This is a genomic window from Endozoicomonas sp. SESOKO4 (genome assembly GCF_024606275.1).
This window is the reverse complement of sequence record NZ_JAHHPS010000419.1, coordinates 1-24,228: the sequence shown is the minus strand read 5'-3', so window position 1 is coordinate 24,228 and position 24,228 is coordinate 1. Positions and strand designations below refer to the sequence as shown.

At 48.7% G+C, this 24,228-nt stretch carries 13 protein-coding genes, 1 tRNA gene and 1 CRISPR repeat array (1 of these 15 only partly in view); of the genes, 2 read left to right on the top strand and 12 right to left on the bottom strand.

Annotated features, from left to right (window positions below):
- Positions 1-5,659: a CRISPR direct-repeat array (repeat unit 29 nt; unit sequence GTGTTCCCTGCGCTCGCAGGGATGAACCG) (it extends 473 nt beyond the left edge of the window).
- 331 nt (positions 5,660-5,990) lie between these two features.
- A complete protein-coding gene (locus KDK16_RS08220) occupies positions 5,991-7,250 on the bottom strand; it encodes a hypothetical protein (RefSeq protein WP_257275560.1) in 1,260 nt (419 codons plus the stop codon).
- A 466-nt stretch (positions 7,251-7,716) separates the two neighbouring features.
- Here KDK16_RS08220 and KDK16_RS08215 point away from each other — a divergent pair, with 466 nt between their 5' ends.
- Complete coding sequence (locus KDK16_RS08215; protein WP_257275557.1) at positions 7,717-8,307, top strand: hypothetical protein; 591 nt, start codon at positions 7,717-7,719, stop codon at positions 8,305-8,307.
- Between the two features lie 143 nt (positions 8,308-8,450).
- Here the strand turns inward: KDK16_RS08215 and KDK16_RS08210 are convergent.
- The 5 genes from KDK16_RS08210 to KDK16_RS08190 all read right to left on the bottom strand — a co-directional run bounded on the left by KDK16_RS08210 (position 8,451) and on the right by KDK16_RS08190 (position 17,803).
- Positions 8,451-8,527 (bottom strand) — tRNA-Pro (locus KDK16_RS08210).
- 129 nt (positions 8,528-8,656) lie between these two features.
- Positions 8,657-8,995 (bottom strand): hypothetical protein, encoded by a 339-nt coding sequence (locus tag KDK16_RS08205; protein WP_257275556.1) that lies wholly within the window; start codon positions 8,993-8,995, stop codon positions 8,657-8,659.
- A 71-nt stretch (positions 8,996-9,066) separates the two neighbouring features.
- Positions 9,067-12,363, bottom strand: a complete 3,297-nt coding sequence (locus KDK16_RS13565; RefSeq protein ID WP_257275555.1) for a PAS domain S-box protein — start codon at positions 12,361-12,363, stop codon at positions 9,067-9,069.
- Between the two features lie 81 nt (positions 12,364-12,444).
- Positions 12,445-12,696, bottom strand: coding sequence for a hypothetical protein (locus tag KDK16_RS08195; protein WP_257275554.1), 252 nt, complete (start codon positions 12,694-12,696; stop codon positions 12,445-12,447).
- 4 nt (positions 12,697-12,700) lie between these two features.
- A complete protein-coding gene (locus tag KDK16_RS08190) occupies positions 12,701-17,803 on the bottom strand; it encodes a hypothetical protein (protein ID WP_257275553.1) in 5,103 nt (1,700 codons plus the stop codon).
- 209 nt (positions 17,804-18,012) lie between these two features.
- On the opposite strand from KDK16_RS08190, the gene KDK16_RS08185 reads away from it, so the two are divergent.
- On the top strand, positions 18,013-18,144 hold the full coding sequence (locus KDK16_RS08185) for a hypothetical protein (RefSeq protein ID WP_257275552.1): 132 nt from the start codon (positions 18,013-18,015) through the stop codon (positions 18,142-18,144).
- Positions 18,145-18,278: 134 nt separating this feature from the next.
- On the opposite strand, the gene KDK16_RS08180 is transcribed toward KDK16_RS08185, so the two are convergent.
- The 6 genes from KDK16_RS08180 to KDK16_RS08155 all read right to left on the bottom strand — a co-directional run.
- Entirely contained in the window at positions 18,279-19,385 is a 1,107-nt protein-coding gene (locus tag KDK16_RS08180; protein WP_257275551.1) for a fatty acid desaturase, read from the bottom strand.
- Positions 19,386-19,490: 105 nt separating this feature from the next.
- Complete coding sequence (gene hutG, locus KDK16_RS08175) at positions 19,491-20,465, bottom strand: formimidoylglutamase (protein WP_257275549.1); 975 nt, start codon at positions 20,463-20,465, stop codon at positions 19,491-19,493.
- A gap of 44 nt (positions 20,466-20,509) precedes the next feature.
- A complete protein-coding gene (locus KDK16_RS08170; RefSeq protein WP_257275548.1) occupies positions 20,510-20,800 on the bottom strand; it encodes a hypothetical protein in 291 nt (96 codons plus the stop codon).
- Positions 20,801-21,491: 691 nt separating this feature from the next.
- Positions 21,492-23,018, bottom strand: a complete 1,527-nt coding sequence (locus KDK16_RS08165) for a Na+/H+ antiporter NhaC family protein (protein WP_257275547.1) — start codon at positions 23,016-23,018, stop codon at positions 21,492-21,494.
- A 331-nt stretch (positions 23,019-23,349) separates the two neighbouring features.
- Positions 23,350-23,778 (bottom strand): cupin domain-containing protein, encoded by a 429-nt coding sequence (locus KDK16_RS08160; protein ID WP_257275546.1) that lies wholly within the window; start codon positions 23,776-23,778, stop codon positions 23,350-23,352.
- Positions 23,779-23,931: 153 nt separating this feature from the next.
- Positions 23,932-24,228 (bottom strand): MarR family transcriptional regulator (locus KDK16_RS08155; protein WP_257275545.1); only part of this gene is annotated, 297 nt, incomplete at its 5' end.

Below are 24,228 nucleotides of genomic sequence, written 5' to 3'. Positions count from 1 at the left end.
GAAACCGCATCTATTGTGTTCCCTGCGCCTGCAGGGATGAACCGCGTTCCCGCATTAAAAAAATTATGGCTGAATTGTGTTCCCTGCGCCTGCAGGGATGAACCGCTAACTATTGTTCCTGTATCAAACGGTGTGTGGTGTTCCCTGCGCCTGCAGGGATGAACCGCTCTATACGACGCTTTTTTATAGGCTTCAGATGTGTTCCCTGCGCCTGCAGGGATGAACCGGATGGCCAGGAACCCGGATGTCGTTGCTATACGTGTTCCCTGCGCCTGCAGGGATGAACCGTGCGGGGGCGGGAGTGCGGGCGATTGAGCACGGTGTTCCCTGCGCCTGCAGGGATGAACCGGATTGCCCGGTGCTGGCAAATCTTACGAGGCCGTGTTCCCTGCGCCTGCAGGGATGAACCGAGATTAATAGTTACTGTAATAACACAAAACGAGTGTTCCCTGCGCCTGCAGGGATGAACCGACGCTCTCATAAAAAATTCTTTGGTCGGTTCGGTGTTCCCTGCGCCTGCAGGGATGAACCGGATTGTGGAATGATTTCGTTGAATTCTTATCCGTGTTCCCTGCGCCTGCAGGGATGAACCGATGGGTATCTCTCCGGAAAAGACAGGGCAAACGTGTTCCCTGCGCCTGCAGGGATGAACCGCGCACCAAAGAACAAGTCATCACCATGGTCAACGTGTTCCCTGCGCCTGCAGGGATGAACCGGGCAGTCGTCTAATAGTAAATCTGATTAGCATGTGTTCCCTGCGCCTGCAGGGATGAACCGTCGTCGAATTGTAATGGAGGACAAGTGTCGTTGTGTTCCCTGCGCCTGCAGGGATGAACCGAATCATACTTGACGGTGTTGCATGAATTTTATGTGTTCCCTGCGCCTGCAGGGATGAACCGGAAAAAATATTGGACAATTCGTTGATGGTATAGTGTTCCCTGCGCCTGCAGGGATGAACCGCACACCAAAACACATCGTACATGCAAATGTAAGTGTTCCCTGCGCCTGCAGGGATGAACCGCTCACCGTAGTTAGTATTGATGCTAATAATGGGTGTTCCCTGCGCCTGCAGGGATGAACCGATTCGTTCATTTACTTATCAGCAAGTCGTCGAGTGTTCCCTGCGCCTGCAGGGATGAACCGTTAGGGAAATTGACCTTAATCCCTCAGCTTTAGTGTTCCCTGCGCCTGCAGGGATGAACCGGAACAAACATCGGTCAGTTTGTCGATGGTATAGTGTTCCCTGCGCCTGCAGGGATGAACCGGAAAAAAATATGTTCGGTAAAATTATTTCAAAGTGTTCCCTGCGCCTGCAGGGATGAACCGACTTCGTTGAATTCTTATCTGAACTCCCTTTGGTGTTCCCTGCGCCTGCAGGGATGAACCGTGTTATTATGTAATTGTGACTTGATAACGACAGTGTTCCCTGCGCCTGCAGGGATGAACCGCAATTCGTGATTTCTGGGGACACCATCAGCTAGTGTTCCCTGCGCCTGCAGGGATGAACCGACATTATTCTTATGGGTCAGGATCAATCGGATGTGTTCCCTGCGCCTGCAGGGATGAACCGATCGCTGAAAGGAAAGGCCATGAGCTTAGGGAGTGTTCCCTGCGCCTGCAGGGATGAACCGACATTATTTTAATGGGTCAGGATCAATCGGATGTGTTCCCTGCGCCTGCAGGGATGAACCGTTTCAAAAACAGGGACGAAAATTCATTAAGACGTGTTCCCTGCGCCTGCAGGGATGAACCGCCGTGAATATGAAAAACAATATTTTGGTCTTTGTGTTCCCTGCGCCTGCAGGGATGAACCGACACTAAAGACAGAGATATTCTTTTAGAGGCAGTGTTCCCTGCGCTCGCAGGGATGAACCGACATTATCTTGATGGGTCAGGATCAATCGGATGTGTTCCCTGCGCTCGCAGGGATGAACCGATACGGTTACTAAAACTACTAAAACCGACGGAGTGTTCCCTGCGCTCGCAGGGATGAACCGTTTTAAACGACTAATTCTGCCATTCGCATATTGTGTTCCCTGCGCTCGCAGGGATGAACCGTACTTAAACAGCTAGGATTTGTACGACAAAAAGTGTTCCCTGCGCTCGCAGGGATGAACCGATGTGTATCAGGATAAGCGAACAAACATCTTTGTGTTCCCTGCGCTCGCAGGGATGAACCGGGTTAGCCCTGACATATCGGCGAATTTCTGATGTGTTCCCTGCGCTCGCAGGGATGAACCGAATTAGGTGCAAATTATGTTAATTTCACAATTGTGTTCCCTGCGCTCGCAGGGATGAACCGTCGTGAGCTTTCGACGCAAGAAAGATGGCTCTGGTGTTCCCTGCGCTCGCAGGGATGAACCGACTGCTAATTCAGCGGTTAACTATGCAAAAGAGTGTTCCCTGCGCTCGCAGGGATGAACCGATTACAAAAAATTTGTCACACAGGGCACACAGGTGTTCCCTGCGCTCGCAGGGATGAACCGACTCTACTCGTTATTGCGGAACCGTTAATAACGTGTTCCCTGCGCTCGCAGGGATGAACCGACACAGAAAATAGGGCGTTTTACGGCGGTTTGGTGTTCCCTGCGCTCGCAGGGATGAACCGGTCAGTTCACGGTTGATGATGCTGTTGAAGCCGTGTTCCCTGCGCTCGCAGGGATGAACCGTAGTCGGAATATACTTTTTGTGTCAAATTTTTGTGTTCCCTGCGCTCGCAGGGATGAACCGCCCTCGTGATGCTCAGGACTGGTTAACCGGGAGTGTTCCCTGCGCTCGCAGGGATGAACCGTTTATCCGGTTGCTGAAAGCGGGGATAAAGAAGTGTTCCCTGCGCTCGCAGGGATGAACCGTGCGTTCACGTCCTGAACAGAGCTAAAGAGATGTGTTCCCTGCGCTCGCAGGGATGAACCGGTTAATTCTTTCATTCAGTATGGTTGAGCTTTGTGTTCCCTGCGCTCGCAGGGATGAACCGATGTTTACCCTGGCCAACAATGGCGGACACCTGTGTTCCCTGCGCTCGCAGGGATGAACCGATTGTTAAATATTTTGAAAAGGTGGAAGAGGGGTGTTCCCTGCGCTCGCAGGGATGAACCGTTGTACCGGGTGTTGTTGCCGGCACTGACGCTGTGTTCCCTGCGCTCGCAGGGATGAACCGTGGGGCAGGTATAGCTCAGGTTGATTACGTTCGTGTTCCCTGCGCTCGCAGGGATGAACCGCTACAGAGGTAGGCAACGATGCTGATAGATGAGTGTTCCCTGCGCTCGCAGGGATGAACCGGGCGACAGTTTAACACGACAGACCAACTACGCGTGTTCCCTGCGCTCGCAGGGATGAACCGCGTTGCCTGATCGGTGAAAAAAGCCTTGTTGTGTGTTCCCTGCGCTCGCAGGGATGAACCGAGCGGGCACCGACAAAGGGTCAGCAAAAGATAGTGTTCCCTGCGCTCGCAGGGATGAACCGCAAGACTGACTACAATCGGCGCTCAACTGGATGTGTTCCCTGCGCTCGCAGGGATGAACCGGCGGAAGGCCGCGAGCGGGTAGCGCGGGCAAAGTGTTCCCTGCGCTCGCACGGATGAACCGTGACTGTTGAACAATTTAACCAGCTTTATGAGGTGTTCCCTGCGCTCGCAGGGATGAACCGTATTATTTTGAGCTTAAACGTGGCTTTACTAAGTGTTCCCTGCGCTCGCAGGGATGAACCGAATTAGAAAAAGCAGAACTTGAGTTTGAGTTAGTGTTCCCTGCGCTCGCAGGGATGAACCGCATCATAAAGCTGTCGTCCCCAATACCACCATGTGTTCCCTGCGCTCGCAGGGATGAACCAGTATCACATGGTGGATATGACAAAATGAGCCTGTGTTCCCTGCGCTCGCAGGGATGAACCGAATCTTTCTTCAGTATTCCAGAGTCGCCTCTTGTGTTCCCTGCGCTCGCAGGGATGAACCGCTCATGCCGTCGTCGCTGATAGAGTAGTGCGCGTGTTCCCTGCGCTCGCAGGGATGAACCGTTCTCAAGATCAAAAGAAAGCTGGATGCGTCGGTGTTCCCTGCGCTCGCAGGGATGAACCGGCTTCTTAATATGAAAACCCGTGTTAAAGCATGTGTTCCCTGCGCTCGCAGGGATGAACCGAGGTTTGCGCGTGATTAGCTGAAAGCCGCATAGTGTTCCCTGCGCTCGCAGGGATGAACCGGTATTCGACAACTTCCAGTTCACCAACGGGGTGTGTTCCCTGCGCTCGCAGGGATGAACCGCTACGTTTCACTTATGGAAGCTGCCGCCTGGCGTGTTCCCTGCGCTCGCAGGGATGAACCGGTAGCTACCAATCTAGATTTAAACCTTCATACGTGTTCCCTGCGCTCGCAGGGATGAACCGCAATAAGGAGTAGACCAACTTCATAGGTTCTTGTGTTCCCTGCGCTCGCAGGGATGAACCGACGGCGAGATGATTGCTGCAGGCACCTCGCCAGTGTTCCCTGCGCTCGCAGGGATGAACCGGAAACTCAGCAATGAATGACATTACACAAATAGTGTTCCCTGCGCTCGCAGGGATGAACCGAAACAGTTAGATGATCAGTCTTATTATCACTCGTGTTCCCTGCGCCCGCAGGGATGAACCACGCAGGACTGGTTAACCGGGACGTGGGCAAAAGTGTTCCCTGCGCCCGCAGGGATGAACCGGCAATACGGCCATACACCGCATTCATATAACGGTGTTCCCTGCGCCCGCAGGGATGAACCGTAATTTAAGATTTTTTAATTGTCGTATTTGTTGTGTTCCCTGCGCCCGCAGGGATGAACCGCATTATCTGTACTGGATAGGGTTCTTTTTCTGGTGTTCCCTGCGCCCGCAGGGATGAACCGATCGGCAGGTTCTAATTGAGAAACACTCCAGTGTGTTCCCTGCGCCTGCAGGGATGAACCGGGTTCAAAACGAGGGCTGCACATGGCTCAGTCGTGTTCCCTGCGCCCGCAGGGATGAACCGCCAGCACATGGATGCAGTTAGCCTGATCAATACGTGTTCCCTGCGCCCGTAGGGATGAACCGCGAACCTTTCAGGCTCCGTACAGTTATTTACAGTGTTCCCTGCGCCCGCAGGGATGAACCGCACTGTCCGAACCTGACGACGCCACCATTTTGGTGTTCCCTGCGCCCGCAGGGATGAACCGCAGGAACTGGAAGAAGTACGCGCTACTCAGTAGTGTTCCCTGCGCCCGCAGGGATGAACCGAACGACAGAGATTGATTTAACAACAATCAGAAGTGTTCCCTGCGCCCGCAGGGATGAACCGAAAACGCACTGAAAGCCGCCCTGACACTGGTTGTGTTCCCTGCGCCCGCAGGGATGAACCGGTCTATGACACTATTAAATCAGGTGGTCACATGTGTTCCCTGCGCCCGCAGGGATGAACCGAATGATTCCAGTTGGTCACCCTTCTGGAAACTGTGTTCCCTGCGCCCGCAGGGATGAACCGAACAACCGGGCGCTGAAGCTGCGCCAGACGCTGTGTTCCCTGCGCCCGCAGGGATGAACCGGTGGCTGGGGTGGCTGAAAAAATGTATATGAAGTGTTCCCTGCGCCCGAAGGGATGAACCGAATTTAGGCTGTACGTTTTGCCCGTTATCTCCGTGTTCCCTGCGCCCGCAGGGAGGAACCGATTGTGATGAATTATTTGAGTCTTAGAGCCCGGTTTTCAGGAGGGTATCCATTCCCATATGGAGCATGGGAATGAGTTGTTGGCGTTTTGCGACACCCTCTTGATTGGGGCGTTAAGCTCGGCTCGCTGAGCAAGCCACTTGTGCCCCTTTTCTGCCCGGCATGCATTTTTAGCGATTACGCTACCTAAGAGGAAAAGCAAAATGCCCCCGCTTCCTGCCATGTTTTTAACAGTCCGAAGGTTTGAGCAAATTGTCGAATAAGGTGTACCCCGCTGACGGTAATGGGTACACCGCGGCGGAACATTGCCGCCATTTACGTTGAGTAAAATATCAACCGGAAGATATATTCAGCAGTGCTAATTCACATTCATTCGAATGATAGAATTCACAGCAACCCCGAAACAGTTTTTCTGCCAGTTCATGTTTGCCTACCGTCTGCCAGAGGTGAACCAGAGCCAGATCAATGTCAAGATGTTCAGAGGGGGTGTAGAGAATGTCCTCACTGGCATTGGGGTGCTTGCCGCTCATGCTCAGCAGAAGTCTTTCAGTCAGTTTATGTTTATCCATCAACTGCCAGAGTCGCACCAGTGCCAAGTCAATGTCACGATCTTCAGAGTGAGTGCAGAGAATGTCCTCACTGGCATTGGGGGGTTTGCCGCTCATGTTCAGCAGCAGCCTTTCTGCCCGTTTGTATTTGCCCACCAACTCCCAGTGACGCACCAGTTTAAGGTCAATATCATGATGCGCGGAGGGTTCACACAGCCTGTCTTCGTCGGCATTGGGGTGTCTGTCACTGATGTTTAGCAGCAGTCCTTCAGCCCGTTCATGCTTGTCCATCACTTGCCAGATTCGAACCAGAGCCATGTTGACGGTATGGAGGTGTTTGCTGAGCCTTTGTTCAGTGGGAGCATAGGGTTTTGACTGCAACCTTTTAGTCAGCTCTGACTTTATGTTCAGAAGAAGTGTTTCAGTCAGCGTGTGTTTGTCCATGGATTGCCAAAGTCGGGCCATAGTAATATCTGCGTTAAAATTGCCAGAAGGCTCGCACAGGGTTTTTGCATCGGCATCTGGCTTTTTGTTTCTCAGTGCTAATAGTCGTGCTTCAGCGTCAAGGTACCCTCCAACTGCCTCTTCACAACGGCTCAGGGTTAGATCAAGGTTATGAATGGTCGAAGCCCCGAACTCAGTGAACGACCCGGTCGACCTGAGTTCTTGCAGTAGAGAGCAGGCTTCTATCTGTTTTTTTTCGGTTTGCTCTTTTAGCGACCTTGCAAGTCCTACGACTATGTTTTGGTAGTGGAACGGACTTAGTACGTCCTGATCTTCGTTTAAGATGACCCGGAATGCTTCTTCTGCACTCTCGAAATTTTGTTTTTTTAGTGCTTCGAAGGCGTGATTGATCCTCTCTGTGGTAGCCTCAGGATAAGGGGTCTTCCCCCTTTGCTGGCTATTGGAAGGCGTGTCCGAATGTTCATGAACACGCTGAGCAGGTGGAGTAAACGTTGAAACCTTGGGGTTTAAGTCAGTCTTACTCTTTTTAGTTGCTTTTTTAGCTGTGGCTACGGTTGTTGATTTTAATCCGTATCTCATAGCAATAGAATCTCCATGAAAACTTGTGCTTTTTGACAGCAATTGGACAGAAAAGTTCATGGTTATCTATTTAAAATGTGAGACCTTGCAGAGTGAAATAATGAGCCGTGGTTCTCTTTTCCTCATAACCGTAAGGCTTATACGGGTTGTCTTCATTGGTATGCTTTCTTTGGTCGATTTAAAACCTGTCTAGCCATTTGATGGTTTGTCGGCGGGGTTGCAGGCAGGCCGTTCAGGGATGAGAAACTATTTACATCTGAAAATGGAGTTAATGGAACTATTCATCTAATAAGACGGTCTCAGTTGATAGGAAGAAAAATTTAATTCTATTGTCAGATTACCAGGCATCCCAAATACCCGTTGGGATTTTGTATGGTGTGCTGTCCCAAATGTCAGGGAAACTCACTCTCGTTTGAGAAAGTGTAATTTGAACGAATCATAATTTAAAAACAGGAGGCATCTTATTATGAATGTAGATAATCAAGTAGCCCGTCATACATTGGTTGATCGAGGCACACAAACAGAACCAGAGACAGGGTCAAACGTTGGCAGATTCTTGAATTGGTCCGTAAAATCCGTAAAACACTTACTTCTTCATAATACTTTATGGGATGCTGATTATTATGATGGCCTTTCACGGGATCAGAAGAAGTTCACACATTTTCTAATGAGTGTAGTCCCTTCGTCTATTGTTTCCGCTAGCTGTTACGCTGGTGCGAGGTATATGTCATTTGGCACTTTAGGAACTGTGACAACTGTCGCAGTTGGATGGGTTGTTGGCGATCAGATAGGTTACATACTCCAAAAGGAGTTTCTTAAGGAGTGTGATCGACTAGAACATGATCGACTAAGAGCCGCAGCACGTAGAAATCGATTAAGAGCTGAAGCTTATAGAAATACAGCAGGGACTTCTCAGTCTCAGCGATCTCCCGGCCCGAGGTCAAGCATCACCTTCAATGATCAAAACACTACTGCTCCACCATCATATGAAGAATCTCAGCGTGAACAAACTAACATCGTTCGCCAAAGAGTTCATCCTGATGAATTAGACACCTGACAATCGTAAAAGATAGTGTCAGGTAAACTTTGCTCTGTTCAATGAAATGGTGAGTTATCGATTGGCTGGTTTTCTTGGGTCTTGAAAAAATACTTCAGGAAACGGTAACAAAATATAGAAAAGAGTATCAAAACAGCAAAAACTGGTCGGAGCGAGAGGATTCGAACCTCCGACCCCCACAACCCCATTGTGGTGCGCTACCAGGCTGCGCTACGCTCCGACTACGCTTCCGAGGATCTGGAAGTGCCCCGTTGACGTCGCCGTATATTACCTTGGCGGCCGTATTTTGCAAGGGGTATCTGAGACAGATTCGCTACGGCCGAAGCTGGGGAACTCAGTCCTCTCGGGCTCAGTGCAGCGTTTCGTCTTTGATGCTGTGAAATCTGGCCAGCACTTCGTGTATCATTCTCATCTTCTTCATAATGCCCTGGATCTTATCTTTCTGGTTTTCGGGTTCCATGATGGGCAGGCTTTGGATCTCCTCATTTAATTCGATCAGGTAGGGCAGAAAACGGTTAGCGGAGGCACTGAAACCTGCGTCCTGCTGAAAAATGGCAGAAAACTTGCCTTTCTCTTCTTTTTGCAGAATTTCCAGCTGTTCATCGGCACTGAGTGCCAGTGCATAGATGTCTTTCAGGGTGAGAGTCAGTTTATCCTGAATTTCCTGAATAATTGAGGTTGAATTCATGGGTTTCTCGATGGGGTAAATAATGGCGCAGTATAGGTTAATACTGAGTGCTGTTGTAGTAATTTGCACTCTCAGGCCGGGCTTTTGTCAGACTGACTCTGCAGTTGCTCGTAGAACTTTTCCAGCTCGTCCATGTCACAGGCTTCGGCTATTTGCAGAAGATACTGACAATACGTTTGCAAGTGTGCTTCTTTGAATTCATTTGTTATAGACGTCAGTTCTTGTATGTCACCAAACTCAAGGACCTGGGAGACTTTTCTGAGCAATGCTTTTTTATGAGTCTCATCCAGTTTTGGCAATTCTGAAACTTCCGCTTTGTCGGTGGCTACTCGTGATTTTCTGATATTCAGTTTCAAATGGCTGGCCACTACTTGTAGGAGATAATTCACCTTGAAGGGTTTGGCCAGGACACCATCAAATCCTTTCTGCTTCAGGCGCGTATGGATGTCAGAGCCTGCGCTGGCAGTCACAGCGATTACTTTCAGATTTTTCAGCTCGGGATTCAGACGAATATGTTTCAAAGTTTCTATCCCATCCATTCTGGGCATTCTGATGTCCATCATGACCAGTTCGGGTTTCCGGGTTTCGAGGCAGGCCAGGGCTTCCAGTCCATCACAGGCTTCCAGCGTTTTAAAGCCGGCTTCTTCCATAATGACCTTGAGCAGGTCACGGTTTATTTCCAGATCATCAACAATCAGTGCGGTATAGGTCTGATTGTCAGCAAGTATCAGTTCCACCTGATCGGAAGAAAAGACGTTATCGGTGTCCAGTGCCGGAACTTCTTTCAACGGGATTGAAAACCTGAAGCTGCTGCCCTGGCCGACGTGGCTGGTAACCGTCAGGTCGTCTCCCATGGCTTTAACCAGGTGTCGGCTAATGGCCAGACCCAATCCTGTGCCCCCTGACTTCAGGCTTTCATCTAATTGCCTGAAGGGGTCAAAGATAATTTCAAAATTTTCCGGATCAATGCCAACACCGGTATCTTTCACTGAAAAGCAGAGTCGCTCATCCTTCACACTAATAAGGATTTCAACGGAGCCTTCTTCTGTGTATTTGATGGCATTACCCAGAAGGTTGGTCAAAATTTGTCTTAGCTTGACATCATCCACCTCTATCCAATCCGGGACTTGCTCGTCAATGTTCAATATTAGCTGTAAGTCTTTATGCTCTGCCCTTGGGACAAACAACTCCCGGGTTTCCAGCAGCAACTGTCTGAGGTTAACCGATACCGGGTGCAAATCGACGCCCTGAGTTTCAATTTTTGTGAGATCAAGAATGTCGTTAATCAAAGTCAGCAGGTGTTGTCCGCACCGTTCAAGTATGGCCAGCTTCCGGTGTTGTCCGGGGTTCAGTCCTCCTGATCGCTGTAAAACCTGCGCATAGCCAATGACACCGTTCAATGGTGTTCGTAACTCATGACTCATGCAGGACAGGAACAGGCTTTTTGAGCGACTGGCGGTAATGGCTTCGTCCCTTGCTGTCAGCAGGGCCTGCTCAATCTGTTTACTTTCCGTGATATCTCTGATGACAACGGATATAAGAATACCATCGCGGGTAATCAGTGGATTACTGGTTAACTCAGCAGGAAAGGTGCGTCCATGTCGGTCAACGGCTTCTGTTTCCTGACGGAACAGTTGTGTTTGTTTCCAGGCCCTGTCCAGCAGAGGGCTGATCAGAGGATGGTTCTCCCGTGATTGAGGAGGAACAAGCAGAGAAAGGGGCATATTGATCAGATCATCCCGCAGAAAACCCAGCAGTTCGACCGCTCTGGAATTGACCATGACAATAATGCCATCCGGATTCAGGATAATCATGGCATCCGGTGCAGAATTCAGCAGAGCCTTGAATTTAAGGGTGTCACTGACCCGCTCAGTCACATCATTGGCCAGTCCTTCAATCACTCTTTGCTGCCCGGAAGTCATGGCGTTCCAAAAAAGCTCAATCCTTCGTGACTGCCCCTGTTTATTCTGGATATCCAGTTCGAAAGCTTCTACCGGCTCACCTCGCAGTACCTTCTGAAAATTGACTTTGAAGGCGCAATTGCCCGGATCATGGCTCAAAAAATTCTCCAATGGGCCGGAAAACTCCTCACTACGGAAGCCCAGGACCGATTTTACCGAACGGCTGATATGGACAATCTTACCGTCAGTGTCGAGTTGGAAATAAAAGTAGCGTCCTTTTAATCCCTGAACGATATGCCCCATATTGTTGGCTCTGGCCTGGTGCAGGGCATGGTCTCTGGCATCAAGCCACTGAGTCAGTTTGACGAATGAACGGGCCAGTGAGCCAGCTTCGTCTCTGGAATGGGTATCGGGTAGTTCCACAAGCTTATGATGTTCGATAAAGGTGTCCATGCAGGATTTCAGAGTAATCAGGGGGGAGGTGATTTTTTTGGAGGCATACCAGATGCCACCGAGGATCAAGAGCAGGGAGATCAGCATGATAGCAATGTCCAGCAGGGCTATATTGAACACACCCTGGAGAGCGTGCTGTCGACTGACTGAGGTATAAAGCCACCACTGGGAAGAAGAAACCGGGGCACCGAAGAACCAGTATTCTTTTTGATACTGAGGGTTGGGGAGCCAGGCCCGGAAGGTTTCGGCGCGACCGGAATCAACCCACTGTTCGATCTTATTACCAAATCCTTCAATACCGTATACTTCGCCGGTTTGGCGCAGGTTTTTATGACCAAAGCGGTTCGCCTGAGTGCTGTCACTGTACAGGTAATCACCGCTGCGGTCGACCATATTGAATTTCCAGAGGTTGATTCCGATATTGCGTCCTTCAAATAGCTTGGGGTTAATGACATCGTGGACCATACCGTTGATATCAACATCCAGTTTAAGCAGATGCCCATCGCCCGGTTGAGCGCTGGGTACAATAAAGCTGACCAGCCTCTTTCCGGTTTTGACATCCCTATAGAGCTTGCTCCAGTAGTCATTGGGTCTGAGAAGCTGCTGCCAGCTTTTGCCAAGTTCAGTCGGGGGGAGTGCTGCCAGTCGGGTGGGTTCTGCTTTGTTTTTGCGTTTATTGATACAGGCTGAAGTGACCGTTTTTTTAGTATCGATCCAGCAGACTCTGGTCAGGAAGGGGCTGGAAGCCAGAATGCTGTGAAGCAGCGGGTAAGTTGGGTAGGTTTCGGTCTGTAATAAACGAACCTGGGCTGTTGCCTGGGACATGATTTCCTGAGTGTAGGCATCCAGGGCACGGGCAAAGTGCACAATGTTATTGCGCATCTGTATCTCAATTTCATGGGAGGATTCCTTGAAAGAGGTATAAATATGCAACGCACTCAGCAAGTTATAGAAGAGTGTAACGGGAACCACTGTGAAAAGAATGATTTTTTTTCGAATAGAGGGTTTGACCACGCCCTGCCTCAAGCAAAATCTTAGCAACCTGTTCAGGATAGCTAAGGGAGATAAAGTTGCCGGGTGAATGTTTCGATCCGATCAACTACTTGAGACATTGCTCATGACCAGAGCCATAATAATCACCAGCCAGCGAATCCAGTATGTTACTTCAAGTCGGCTGCAAGTTATCCCGGTTGTACCTTGAATGCACTGGCTGAAAGCTTCAAGCCCTGCTTCGACTTCATCGGACTGCTGTTTGACTTGTTTGTGTAGATCTTCCGTTCTAACTGAGGACGCTGTTGCCATCAGATTTCCAAAGTTCGGAGGCAGGTTATCCAGAAAGATGTTCATTCCATCATTGACAGAGGAGAAAGCTGTAGCCTCGGGGGGGGGGGATTGACGATTCAGACCCGGCTTTTATGAGAATGGTTGGCTGTACTGAATGCTTTAGAGATGGGTGGCCCGATGCTGTTGTCGCGGGGAGATTGAGCTGGGGCGAGGTGACAGGATATAACATCAGATTTGCCGCTGAGGCATATGTTGGCACAACAGGGTGCCAGTGATTTCCAACATTGATAATATTCCGGGGAAGTAGTGGCGCTTCCAGGCCGCCATGGAATAGCGTCAATGTGTCCGGATCGTTTAGCCATTGCATGATCTGTAGTTGATCATGACTGGGCACCGGCATTACTTCCAGATCCGGGTGGCCAGCCGTTGCCGCAATTAACATAGCTCCCAGCGGTTCCTGGGGGTTGTGAATAGCAGGCGTTACAATCATCACATTCAACGGCGTATTGGCTGCCTGAAGCAAAGGCATCAAGAGGTGTTCTACTACATTGGAATCTCCCCACATGTGCTGTCCCGGCTGAAAGGGCATGAGGCCCTCAAGCATCTGGAAACCAGCCAGGCTGGGGTTGTTCATGAGATGGTTAAGGGCTTGGGCTCCAAGTCCAAGAAATAGCATGTGAGGCGTTAACACAAGGCTATCTTGATGCGATTGTCGACTCAGTTGCTGAACCAGATCATGTATCAGGTACTCGTGTTGGGTTTGACCCGCCACTACCGCCAATTGGTTAATCAAGTCAGCCAATACAAGATCAAAAGCTGTACTATTACCAGCATTGATGATCAGCTGATTCAGGAGACTCCATTGGCTATCAATGTCCATCTGGTCCAGGTTATTCAGAATGTGGTTGTAGTCCACTGGCAGGTGTCGTGGAAGTTTCCGTAAGAGTCGTTTGAGCAGACTTTTTAGCCAGGGGTTGCCATTGGCGAGCAGGTTTCTGAGCTGGAACGAGAGATTATTTCTCATAGCATCATTTTTTAAAGCCAGAAAAATAATGTTTCGAAATAAACCGCCAACAATGTAACCATGAACGCCATGATTGGCATAAGGCATAGTCAATACCAGTTTTTTTAGCAGGGATATGATATGGTCGATCAGCTTTCCAGCACTTTCCGGCCTCATGTTTAATAAGTGAACCAGACTGTTATACAGACAGAAGTGGTCTGCCGCTACGCTATGAACCTGGCACCATTGTGATTTCAAAGCATTGAGCGCTTGCTCTTCTGCCTGATGCAGTTTTGCCTGGACTGCTGCTTGATGATCCCTGTACCGGGTCAATTCTGCCTGTGACAGTTCCGTGATTCCCTGTTGCATCAGCTCCATCTGTTCACGAGGATTCAGGGAGAGGTTTTCCAGTTTGATCCGTTTTGTACGGGACGGCTGCAAAGTCGGGGGTGTCGATGATTGCCACTGGATTGCCTGCCTGACAGCGTAAGCACTTCTTTTAGCTTTTTTGTCTTTTTTGGTTTTAACGGATTCAGGAAGTTTCAGGGTGAACCACTGATCGTCATTTTGTACTCTCAAGACTCTGAGAAGGTAGTCGTACTTCCTGTTCTCACGAATCCATTGATTTAAATGTGCAAGGGGGACGGTCACTTGTTTTACCTGACGCAATTCTCTGGCCCCGGCACGACTCAGGATTGATTGAATCACAATGATTCTGGGAGGTGAGGGGGGAGGGGTGGAGTGATGAGCGGTATCGGTTATCATTTCATCGACAGAGGAGGAAAGGTCAATAATCACCAGAGGCTTTGATTCGCGACTTGGGGTTCTGTGCCCCATGACCTCCTTGATCGCTTGAATCAGTGTGTCCCTGTGGGTGTAACTTGGAAACTGCACTTTGTCATGACTGGGTATTAATCTGAGCTCTCTGGCCAGGAATTGGCGTTCATAAACACGGGGTTTAAAACGCAATCTGACTGTCTCTGGCAGTGGGTAAACGACAGAGACAGGAAATAAAAGGTTAAGATTTTCCAGAGCCCTGGCCCAGTTTTGGGATCTCAGTCGGCTATAGGCTTCAGGAAAGGTTGTAGCTTCTGCCTGTACAATGTCCATGGGGTAAATCCCCCATTTTTTCATCAGTTCGGTAAGGCTTTTTCGGGTAAGAGTACCGAAAGAGTAACCGGTTGACAGCAGTTGGCTGTCCGCGGTTGGCTGGGTCAGTTCAATGTGTGTTGATTGTTGGCTGAAAGAAGTACTGTTTTTTTTCAGTCTTGTTGCCGGCAGAGCTGCAAAGTCTGTTTCATCAAGGGGCCTATCCTCTGGCTGCTGCCCTGTGGCAGAGGCTTTTTCACCAGAAAACAAAGGAATACCGGTATCGGATAAAATTTCCCGGATGAGTATTTCAAGCATGGAGTTGTTTGCTAACAGGCGTATTTTGTCTTCGAAAGATTTTTGTCCAAATGCCCTGTTCAGGGCAGTTCTGATTTTGTCTGAATACTTCTGGTTGACCTGTTGAATCCATTCATCCTTAGTGATTTTATCGAGCTGTTGCTGCTCATCTTCTGGCAGGGGCAGCTGGTGTTGGTTGACCAGGTGAAGCCAGAAAAGCTGTTGTAATTTGCTGAATCCATTTTTAAAGGCTTTCAGGCTTTCTTCAATAATTTCATTGGCCTCAGCCGGATGTTCATCAAATAACTCGGCAACTGCCGAGTCTGGCCCAGTCGTCATATGCAGACTTTGGAGTCGGTTTGAGTAAAAACGGTTGACTCTTCGAATGAGGTAGTCCCTCTCGATTCTTCTTAAGGTTCTCTCATGTTTTTTTCTCTGTTCGTTTGCATGCCCGGGTATCTTGCCGGCAACGACGTGCCAGTTGATAAGCTGACTTAACTTAGCCTCATCGACCAATGTGCGATCGGCCGCTACCGAATTCACCAGTGTTCTCAGGGATTCGCTGGCCACTACAGTGGGCTCACTACCGTTAGCCTCATTGGCATCGAGTTCAGAAAAGCGACGTGCCAGCGCTTTTGAAAAGGCTTCCCGGTATTTTTTGTCTACGATGCGCAACCACCAGTCCTGTTGATAGTCAACGGGTAGATAGAGCTGATGATGAAACTGCTCTGGCCGCATCTCCCTGGCCAGTTTCAAAAGGTAATGGTGAAGCTTTAGCTTGAGATTATTTCCAGAGCTATCGTTTCGATACTGAATTACACTTTCAGCCGAAATCTCATCGGGATCAAAGAACAGGCGTTCCAGCGGTAGTTTGCTGGCATCAGTGCTTGAAATGGGTCTCTGATACAGATAGTCCATATAGCGTCGGCGGAGTTCCGGAGTGGATTGCCACTCATCCACAAGCATCAGACGCGTTCGGTCTATCAGCTCAGGCATGATGTCATATGCCATATCGCCAGCGTGATAGGCAATGTTTGCCAGAGATTTAATAATCAGCTTTTTAGCATCAGCCCAGCTTTTAATCTTTTCCTGATACACCCGGTAGGGGTTGTAGCCTAGAATCTTGCTAAGCATTGCGGCTTCAGGGCCGCCATCGAAAAGCAATTGATCGAACAAGACCAGAGAGCAAGGGTGGAAATCAGTCAGGTCAGCATGAGTGACCACGTCACGGAGGTAGAGATTGCGCCTTTTCCACTCTTTGCGATAGGCAAAGCTGACGGCAAAATTATCGGGTTTGGCATCGCAGCAGATTCTATGGGCACTATTTTCATTGCCCAGTTTTTCCAGGTTGTTATAGATGGCAGCGATCACTGCGTGCAGAATGCGGCTGACCGCTTCTGCGTAGCTCATTTCGTGAACTTCTTCCGTGCTGTCCTGAGATTTGATTGACATGGCAATTTCATCAGGTCCAAAGTCAAGCAGACCTTCGATGAAATTTTCGGCCAGTTGATCTTTTCTGAGATGACGCTGGATCATATAGATGGAGTATCCCTCTCCGGCTCTGATGCGCAAGAGTCGGGTGGGTTCCAGGTTGACGCCCAACTCCCTGTAGAGCTTCAGGGCCGCTTCGTGGGTTAGCAGAAAGTTATCGGCGTCCCTTCTGTTTATGTAACCGGGGAAACGTCGCAGAGCCAGCCCGGGGAGAACATTATCCAGGGTGAAAACGACGGAAAACTGGCCTCTTCCAATCACCCTTGCATGGGCCTGTCCTATAGATTCGTACTCCGAAGACACGTCTACGCTGACGCCATCCTGTACGTTCAGGAATTCACCTTGGACATTTTGCTCAAAGACCTCAAGGAACTTCTGATAGTCATCATCTGTCACCGGGTAAGCAGAGGTGTCTGACACCTGTTTTTCAACAGGATTATTGAAAACACTACTCTGGTCATAAAAGTGGCTGGCTGTCCTCAGATCGTGAATGCTCTTTTCATCTTCCAGAGTCTCAAACTCCACGCAGACCTCACAAGTTGAGTTTTGACTGTTGATATAGTGGCAGAAAAAGGTTTGTTTGAGTTTGTTCTTTGAGTCGAACCTTGTTTCAGCAGTGGGTACGTCATGGTTAGGCACAAGAATAAACGTTCTCTGCTTGGGCTGAGGGTCACCACTTTTACGATTCTGCACCCTCATTCTTACACTGAGCAAGGTCTCTTCATCCGGTCTGAACGTAAAGGGATTACCTCCTGCTGGTAGTTGCTTAAAGGTAGAAAGATCGACTCTCTGAAATGGCGGACCAGTGACCAAAGCCTCATTGTCGTAGTCAATGTGCCAGGAAGTAAACTGTAGACTGCCTTCCGGAAATGGATTGCTCATGGAGAAGGGGTGTACTTCAGGGTTGTCTGGTAAGACAGGTGATCCCATCAAGGGGCTACCTATGGGGGTTGAACTCAGTTCAGAGTCGATTAGCATATATTCTCTGCTATCTGTTCGGGAACGCACTATATGGACTCGCCAATATTGATTCCGCATAGCAGAGGTGTCTCTGGTGCTTTGGGCAATTTCTCCCAGCATTTTGAAATAACTTTCATACTTCTTGACCTGTTCGACATTTTCCAAAAGGCTGCCCGAGGCAGATGGAGCTACCGAAAAAGTGAGAAGAGCGATAGCCATGAAATTGGGATATTTGTCCCAGTTATTACGGGGCAGAAACAGGCCAAGGAAGAGCACATAAACCGTGATCTTTCCCAGAAGAGCCATGGATCTCGACAATAATTTAGCCAATTTACCGCAGATAGTTCAGTCGTTATTTATTGATGCCTAGCCTTTAGCCTTACCTTTAGACAGTTTCCCTTCGGCTTTGCTACCCAATGTCATGTATGTGCTTGAACGGTCAAAAAATTATATTTATGAACTCTCCAGATTAGACCAGTCTTTCTCCGAATATGATTGTAAATGTTTAATTTCTTTTTGGTTTGGATGCTGAAGTGAGTTTGAGCGAAATCTTGAACACTGCAGATCAGAGGTATCGACCCATTGTCGATGCTTCTGAGGATGGTGGCTTATGGGAGGTTGAAGTCTGCAAGGGCTGTGATGAGCGAGTGGAAAGTGACCTCCATTGGTGAGGTGTCAGTGCAGCCAGACGCTGAAAGAGATACACAATCGTTCGTCCTGAACTTGCCGAACGATTGTGGCACCGCACATCGACAGGCTCAGTGCGAACGGAACAACGCTGAGCTCTACTCGTAGATTTTGATCATCAGGTTAACAGGCCTGCACGGGCAAGCTGCCAGCGTTTTTGTTGCTCTTGCATGGAAGATTTCATCTCTTCATATTGCTTATGAAGCTCTGAGTTTTCCCAGTTCTGTTTAAGCTCTTCTGCTTTGTGCTCAACCCACTTCTGGCGAAGCTTGTTCCAGTCGTGCCAGGTGCTGCTCACCACTTCATACTGCTCTTCCAGCTTTTGCAGGGCAATCTGGCAGGTCAGTCTCTGGCTGGCATATTTGTACTGCATATCGATCCGGGCTTTTTCAATCCGGTAATCGCTGACTCGTCTCAGTTTGCCCGTCAGGCCGATTTTTGAGAAGCCGAAGATCAGCCACTTGGTTGGATCAAAATGCCACCAGCGAATGCCGTTGCGGTAGTCATACTGAAAAATATGGTGGTAGTTGTGATAGCCCTCACCCCAGGTCACCAGAGCCAGGATACCGTTATCCCGGGCGGTATTTTTGTCGGTGTAAGGTCGTTTGCCCCAGATATGAGCCAGAGAGTTAATAAAAAAAGTAAAGTGATGACTCAGTACCAGCCTCAATACGCCGCCCAGAAGTATCATGGCAATAACATCGCCCATCAGGAAACCTGCCAGCGTTGGCACACCCAGATTCATCAACAGAACCAGTGGCACGTAGTATTTCTGTTGCCAGACGACAATAGGGTCTCTTTGCAGGTCTTTGATATTAGAAAAATCACTGGCCTTTGGATCGTAGTCCCGAAGCATCCAGCCAATGTGGGAGAACCAGAAACCACGACTGGCAGAGTAAGGGTCTTTGTGGTGATCGTCGACAAACGCATGGTGGCGGCGATGACCTGATGTCCAGTTCATGATGCTGTTCTGAATCGCCATGGCACCCCAGATTGCAAACCAGAGACGCAGTGACCAGTGGGCTTCATAGGTCTTGTGAGACCATAGCCGATGGTAGCCAGCAGTAATGGCTGTACCATTAAACATAAGGATTAATCCTGCAACGATCCATTCACGGAGTTCAAAACCATGGGTAAAACCGTACCAGGGAACAAGGGTGACCATGGCTAAAAACGTTAGTGAAAAAAGTAACGTGGTCACCCAAATAAGACGGGGTTTCTCCATTTTACGCTCATATAGTGTTTATCCGGAAAGCATGATTTTCGCACAATGTTTCTACGCTGTTAAGGCGAAATAGTAGCTGCGCTCCCTCAGCATGTGCACCCTTTGTTATTCATTCGGTTGATCGGTGAGCTGGTTAATCAACCAGGCAGCCAGCCTTGCTGTACGCAGATCATGATCAAACTCAGGGTTGTATTCAGCAACATCTATCACCCGTACTTTCGCACATTCCTTGATGGTCTGCAGAAGGGTTGCCGTTAGGTCCAGGGGAATTCCCCTTACCGCCGGAGCACTCACCCCCGGAGCCTGGTAAGAGGGAAAAGCATCAAGATCAATGGTTAAACAAACATGATCCACCATAGAGGTGAAACACGTCAGTTCTTCGATCAGAAAATCGAGATTATCTCTATGAACCTGATCATCGGTGATATAGGCTACATTCAGCTCATCAGCCCGTTCGAACAGCGCCTGAGTGTTACTGCTGCGGCTGATGCCAAGACACATACAGTGAAAGTCAAGATTCTGATGCTCGCAGAACTGAGCCATCTGCCAGAAGGGGGTTCCGGAACTGGCTCCTTTCTCTGGCTTTCTCAGATCAAAGTGGGCATTGAAATTGATCACACCAATATTCAATCCTTTGAGGGTCTTGTGATCGTGGATAAGAAAGTCTGCCAGCCCTTTAAAACTCCCCCAGGCTATTTCGTGTCCACCCCCCAGGCCGACTGGTAGCATGCCATCCCTGAGCGCTTTCACCAGCGCCTGGCTGAATTGATCCTGTGCGCTTTCCAGGTCGCCATCCTGACAGTGAACGTTGCCCAGATCATAAAGTCCATCGTCTCGATTCCAGGGAAGATTGGCGAGGCATTTTCGAATCAGGTCCGGGCCATTGGCAGCACCCACTCTGCCATGATTACGCCTGACACCTTCGTCGCTGGCCAGCCCGATTAGCACCAGACCACTGGAGCCTGAGTGTTCTGAGTAGGGTTTAACTTTCTGGTGCCAGCGTTGTGTCTGCTGCGGGTCGCCGTCGTAATCTTCCCGGCCGTTCCAGACATTGGTTTCTACAGGTTTTAACTCAGACATGAGAAGTGGGCACTCTTACTCTGGAATACCGCCCCCCCAGGGCTTCAGCAGCTTTCAGTGATCCGGGGAGGCGGCGACCGGTTCAAAGCTGTTTTTGTTTCAGGCTTCTGGCATCGTCTGACTTCAACGTTACGGAGCGTGAGCGAAAGTCTATCAACAGTGAAGAAGGCTGCCAACGCCATGGGTATGTCTGACATTCGACGTTTTCCAATTGGAGAGAGCCGGGATTCCATCAGAAAATAAAAAGCCATTGGCAATAATAATGTAGCAACTGTGACGCTGTTCTCCAGTGCTTTCAGACCTTCTTCACTACTCTCACATTGAAAAATGTTCAAGAATTGTCACTTCAAACTCTTCTAAACCAATACGAATTCGAAGTGTTTGAGCTTCAAAATCATAACTTACGATGGCCACATTGCTGACAAGATATCTATCTCCATACTTGTATTCTATTAAATATTCACCACATCTTTTGTGGATGGTTGCCGGCTCACAAGAGCATGATTCATAAGGGGACGTAATCTTATACACTTCGTATGAGTGGACAGGTAATGATATAAGAAAAACTAATGCAAAAAAGAGGGATCTTAAACTCATCTGACACACCTGGATTGTGGTCTGGCTGAATCTTCTCGTTTTGATTCATGTTCAAGAATGACAACTTCATAGCGACTGAAACCAACGCGAATTTGAAACGTTTGGGCTTCAACGTCAAAGCTTTCGACATTAATCTGACGGGTTAGATAGCTCCCACCACACCTGTGTGCCATATAATGTAGATCATCTATTTTGAAAATGGTTGCTGTCTCACAAGAGCATGATCGGTAAGGGAAAGGAGTCACAACCTTATAGACCTGGTAAGCGTATACAGGTATTGGTATAAAAAAAACTAATACAAAAAAGAGTTTTCTTAAACTCATTTAACGCACCTGAGTTGCTGCACCAGTGAGCACCTTAAATCAACGTTTACATTCGAGATGTAAACGCAAGAGTAATCTGCAAGACGTATTTTCTTAATCAAAAAACCTATGCAAAAAAGTAGGCAGTTGCCGTCCATAAACAAGCGGCTAACGAAGCAGCAAATATTGCTGGAATGATCTGAGACTTCACATGATCCATCAGATCGCACCCTGTGGTCATCGAGCTTAATATAGTCGTGTCGGATATGGGTGAACATTGATCGCCGAACACGCTTCCATTTAACACTGTGGCAAAACATATCATCATGAACAGCTCTGGATTGGCTAATGACTGTGATTGTGCAATGGCCCAGGCCAGAGGCATGGCGAGAGGGAAGGTGATCGCATAGGTTCCCCAGCTTGTACCCGTTGAAAAAGCAATGGCCATAGTAACCAGTTGTAAAATAACCGGTAATAACCAAAAGGGAAGTTGTTCACCAAATATTGACACTACATAGGACCCGCCGCCAACTTCCTTGCTGATACTGCCAATGATCATGGCGAGCATCAGGATGACTGAAGCAACCACCACACCTTTTAATCCATCACCAAAACCTTCAATGACATTGGCCAATGACATGCCTTTGACCAGGGCAATGGTAGCAGATAGCAACAGAGCGGTTCCGAAGGCCCAGTTTACTTTTGGAGTACCCAAATAAACGAACGTCAGGACAGCGATACCAATCAGACTGACCAGAGGAATAATGAATTCCAGAACATGCGGGTTGTAATGATCGGGAACGTTGGGCGTTTGCAATTCTGTTGAGCTAAGTGGTTGTGCACCTTCAGCGTCTAACTGACCCGTTTCCATTGCTCTTTTATTAGCCTGTCTCATGAGGTTCCCAGAAAAACAAGTAATATTCAGGCACAGTAAAAGTGTTCCTGTAACAGCCAAAATGCTGTAAAAACTGAAAGGAATACTGCTAAAGAAAAAAGCTAAACGATCTGCTTCCGTTGCCAGAAATGACACGCCTGGCACAAAAATAAATGCCTGAACGTAGGCAGGCCAAGCGTTGAATGCCAATACAGAAGCGATGGGTGATGCTGTTGAGTCGACAATGTAACTCATTTCTTCATGGCTGACTTTGGCTTTGTCGGCAATCGGACGTATTGTAGTGCCTACCAGCACTGTACTTATTGTCCCCCCCTGAAAAAACAGTACCCCCAGAAGCCATGCGACAAGCTTCGCTGAACGTTGGCTCTTTACAAAGTGTTTGGTCATAAATGTGGCAAATGCTTGTGCGGCACCCGTTTTAGACCAAACCCCCAAGAGGCCGCCAAGAAGCCACAAATACAGCAATAATATAGCTGCAGTGCCTTCTTTAGCTAAGTTGGGAATAATCACTTTGTCAGTCAGGTCGTATCGACCGAGCATGATTGAACCAATAATGATGCCGCCCAACAAGGCTGTTAATGGCTCTCTGGTGAGCAAGCATAAGGCTATCGTTACTAATCCGGGAAGAAGCGACCAGAAGCCATAGTGAAAGGCGGGTTTGAGCAATTCGACATTGCTTTCGTATTGGTGGTTACTATTAACTGCAGCCAAAATCCCCAACAAAAAGACTATCAACGCAAAAATATTGTAATTCTTCATTGATCATACCTTTCGTAACCAGAAGAACTCAGATGGATTTAAGCAACAACTATGGCAGCCTGCTCAGTGTAGACCTTAAGCCGCGGGCACCGGGCGAGAAACTATTCTGGTATAGCTCTTGGCATAGTATTAAATGATGTGAATTCATGCAGCCCGAGGGTTACCCGGGCAAACTGATATAGTGCTTATTCACTGTATCGCCAGCCTCAGAATATGGGAGCCTGTCTTGGACAGTTTCGTCGTGCCGCAAGGTGACTGGAATTGAATTTAAGAAGCTGTCGCAAAACGTTGGTTCCCACGCGACAGTCTCCCCAAACCGGGGATCTATCGGTTATGGTTCTTCTTTTTTTAGCACCGTGATAGCCTGACCTTCATCACCGGCGTAGACGACAATGATTTCTGCAGGCTCATCAGATTTGTTTTCGCCGTAATGCCATTCATCCACCATCTCAACCAAAGCCTCACCCGCTTTCAGCTCCAGTTTCTTGCCATCGGATAAGCGGACAACTGTGAGCTTACCCTTAACCAGGTAGCCTGCATTGATAACAGGGTGCTTATGGATAGGCAGTCTTGAATGTGGGGCAATGGCAATGCGAAGCACATGGACTTCAGGGTTCTTGAGGTTGACTCCTTTCAGAGAGTTACCATCCCAACTGGTCGTGCTGTGCGCCAGTACTTCGGTAGAAGACTGGCCAGCAGGAAAAGTGAAAGAACTACCAATAGCCAGAAACAGAGCGGCGCTTTTTAGAGCGGTCTTCATTATAATTTTACTCCGAGGGGATTGGTTGATTTATTCACTAAAGAAAAATGAATCCTGATCTGATCAGTCTACCACCCGTCACACGTCTGAACGTACTTTAATGGCTGTTATGCAGCCGATATTCAGTCGCCTGTAGAAGTAAAATAATGGATCTCAGTTGGTCAGCAGGCTGACTTCATCAAGTAACTCTTTCAGCCGTTCCATCTTTTCCTGACTTAACCCCTGGGTAAGACGGCTATAACTGTTTTCCACCATAGGGGTCATTTCGTCCAAGAGTTTTCTGGCTTTTGGGGTTGCCTTGACCAAAATGCGTCGATGGTCTTCTGATGACTTGCGGCGGCTGACATAATCCTGTTGTTCCAGTCGCTGGATAATGCCCGTCAGACTGGGGCTCAGGATGCAGCAAGCATCAGCCAGCTGTTTGGTTTCCATCTCATCAGCGTCGTTCAG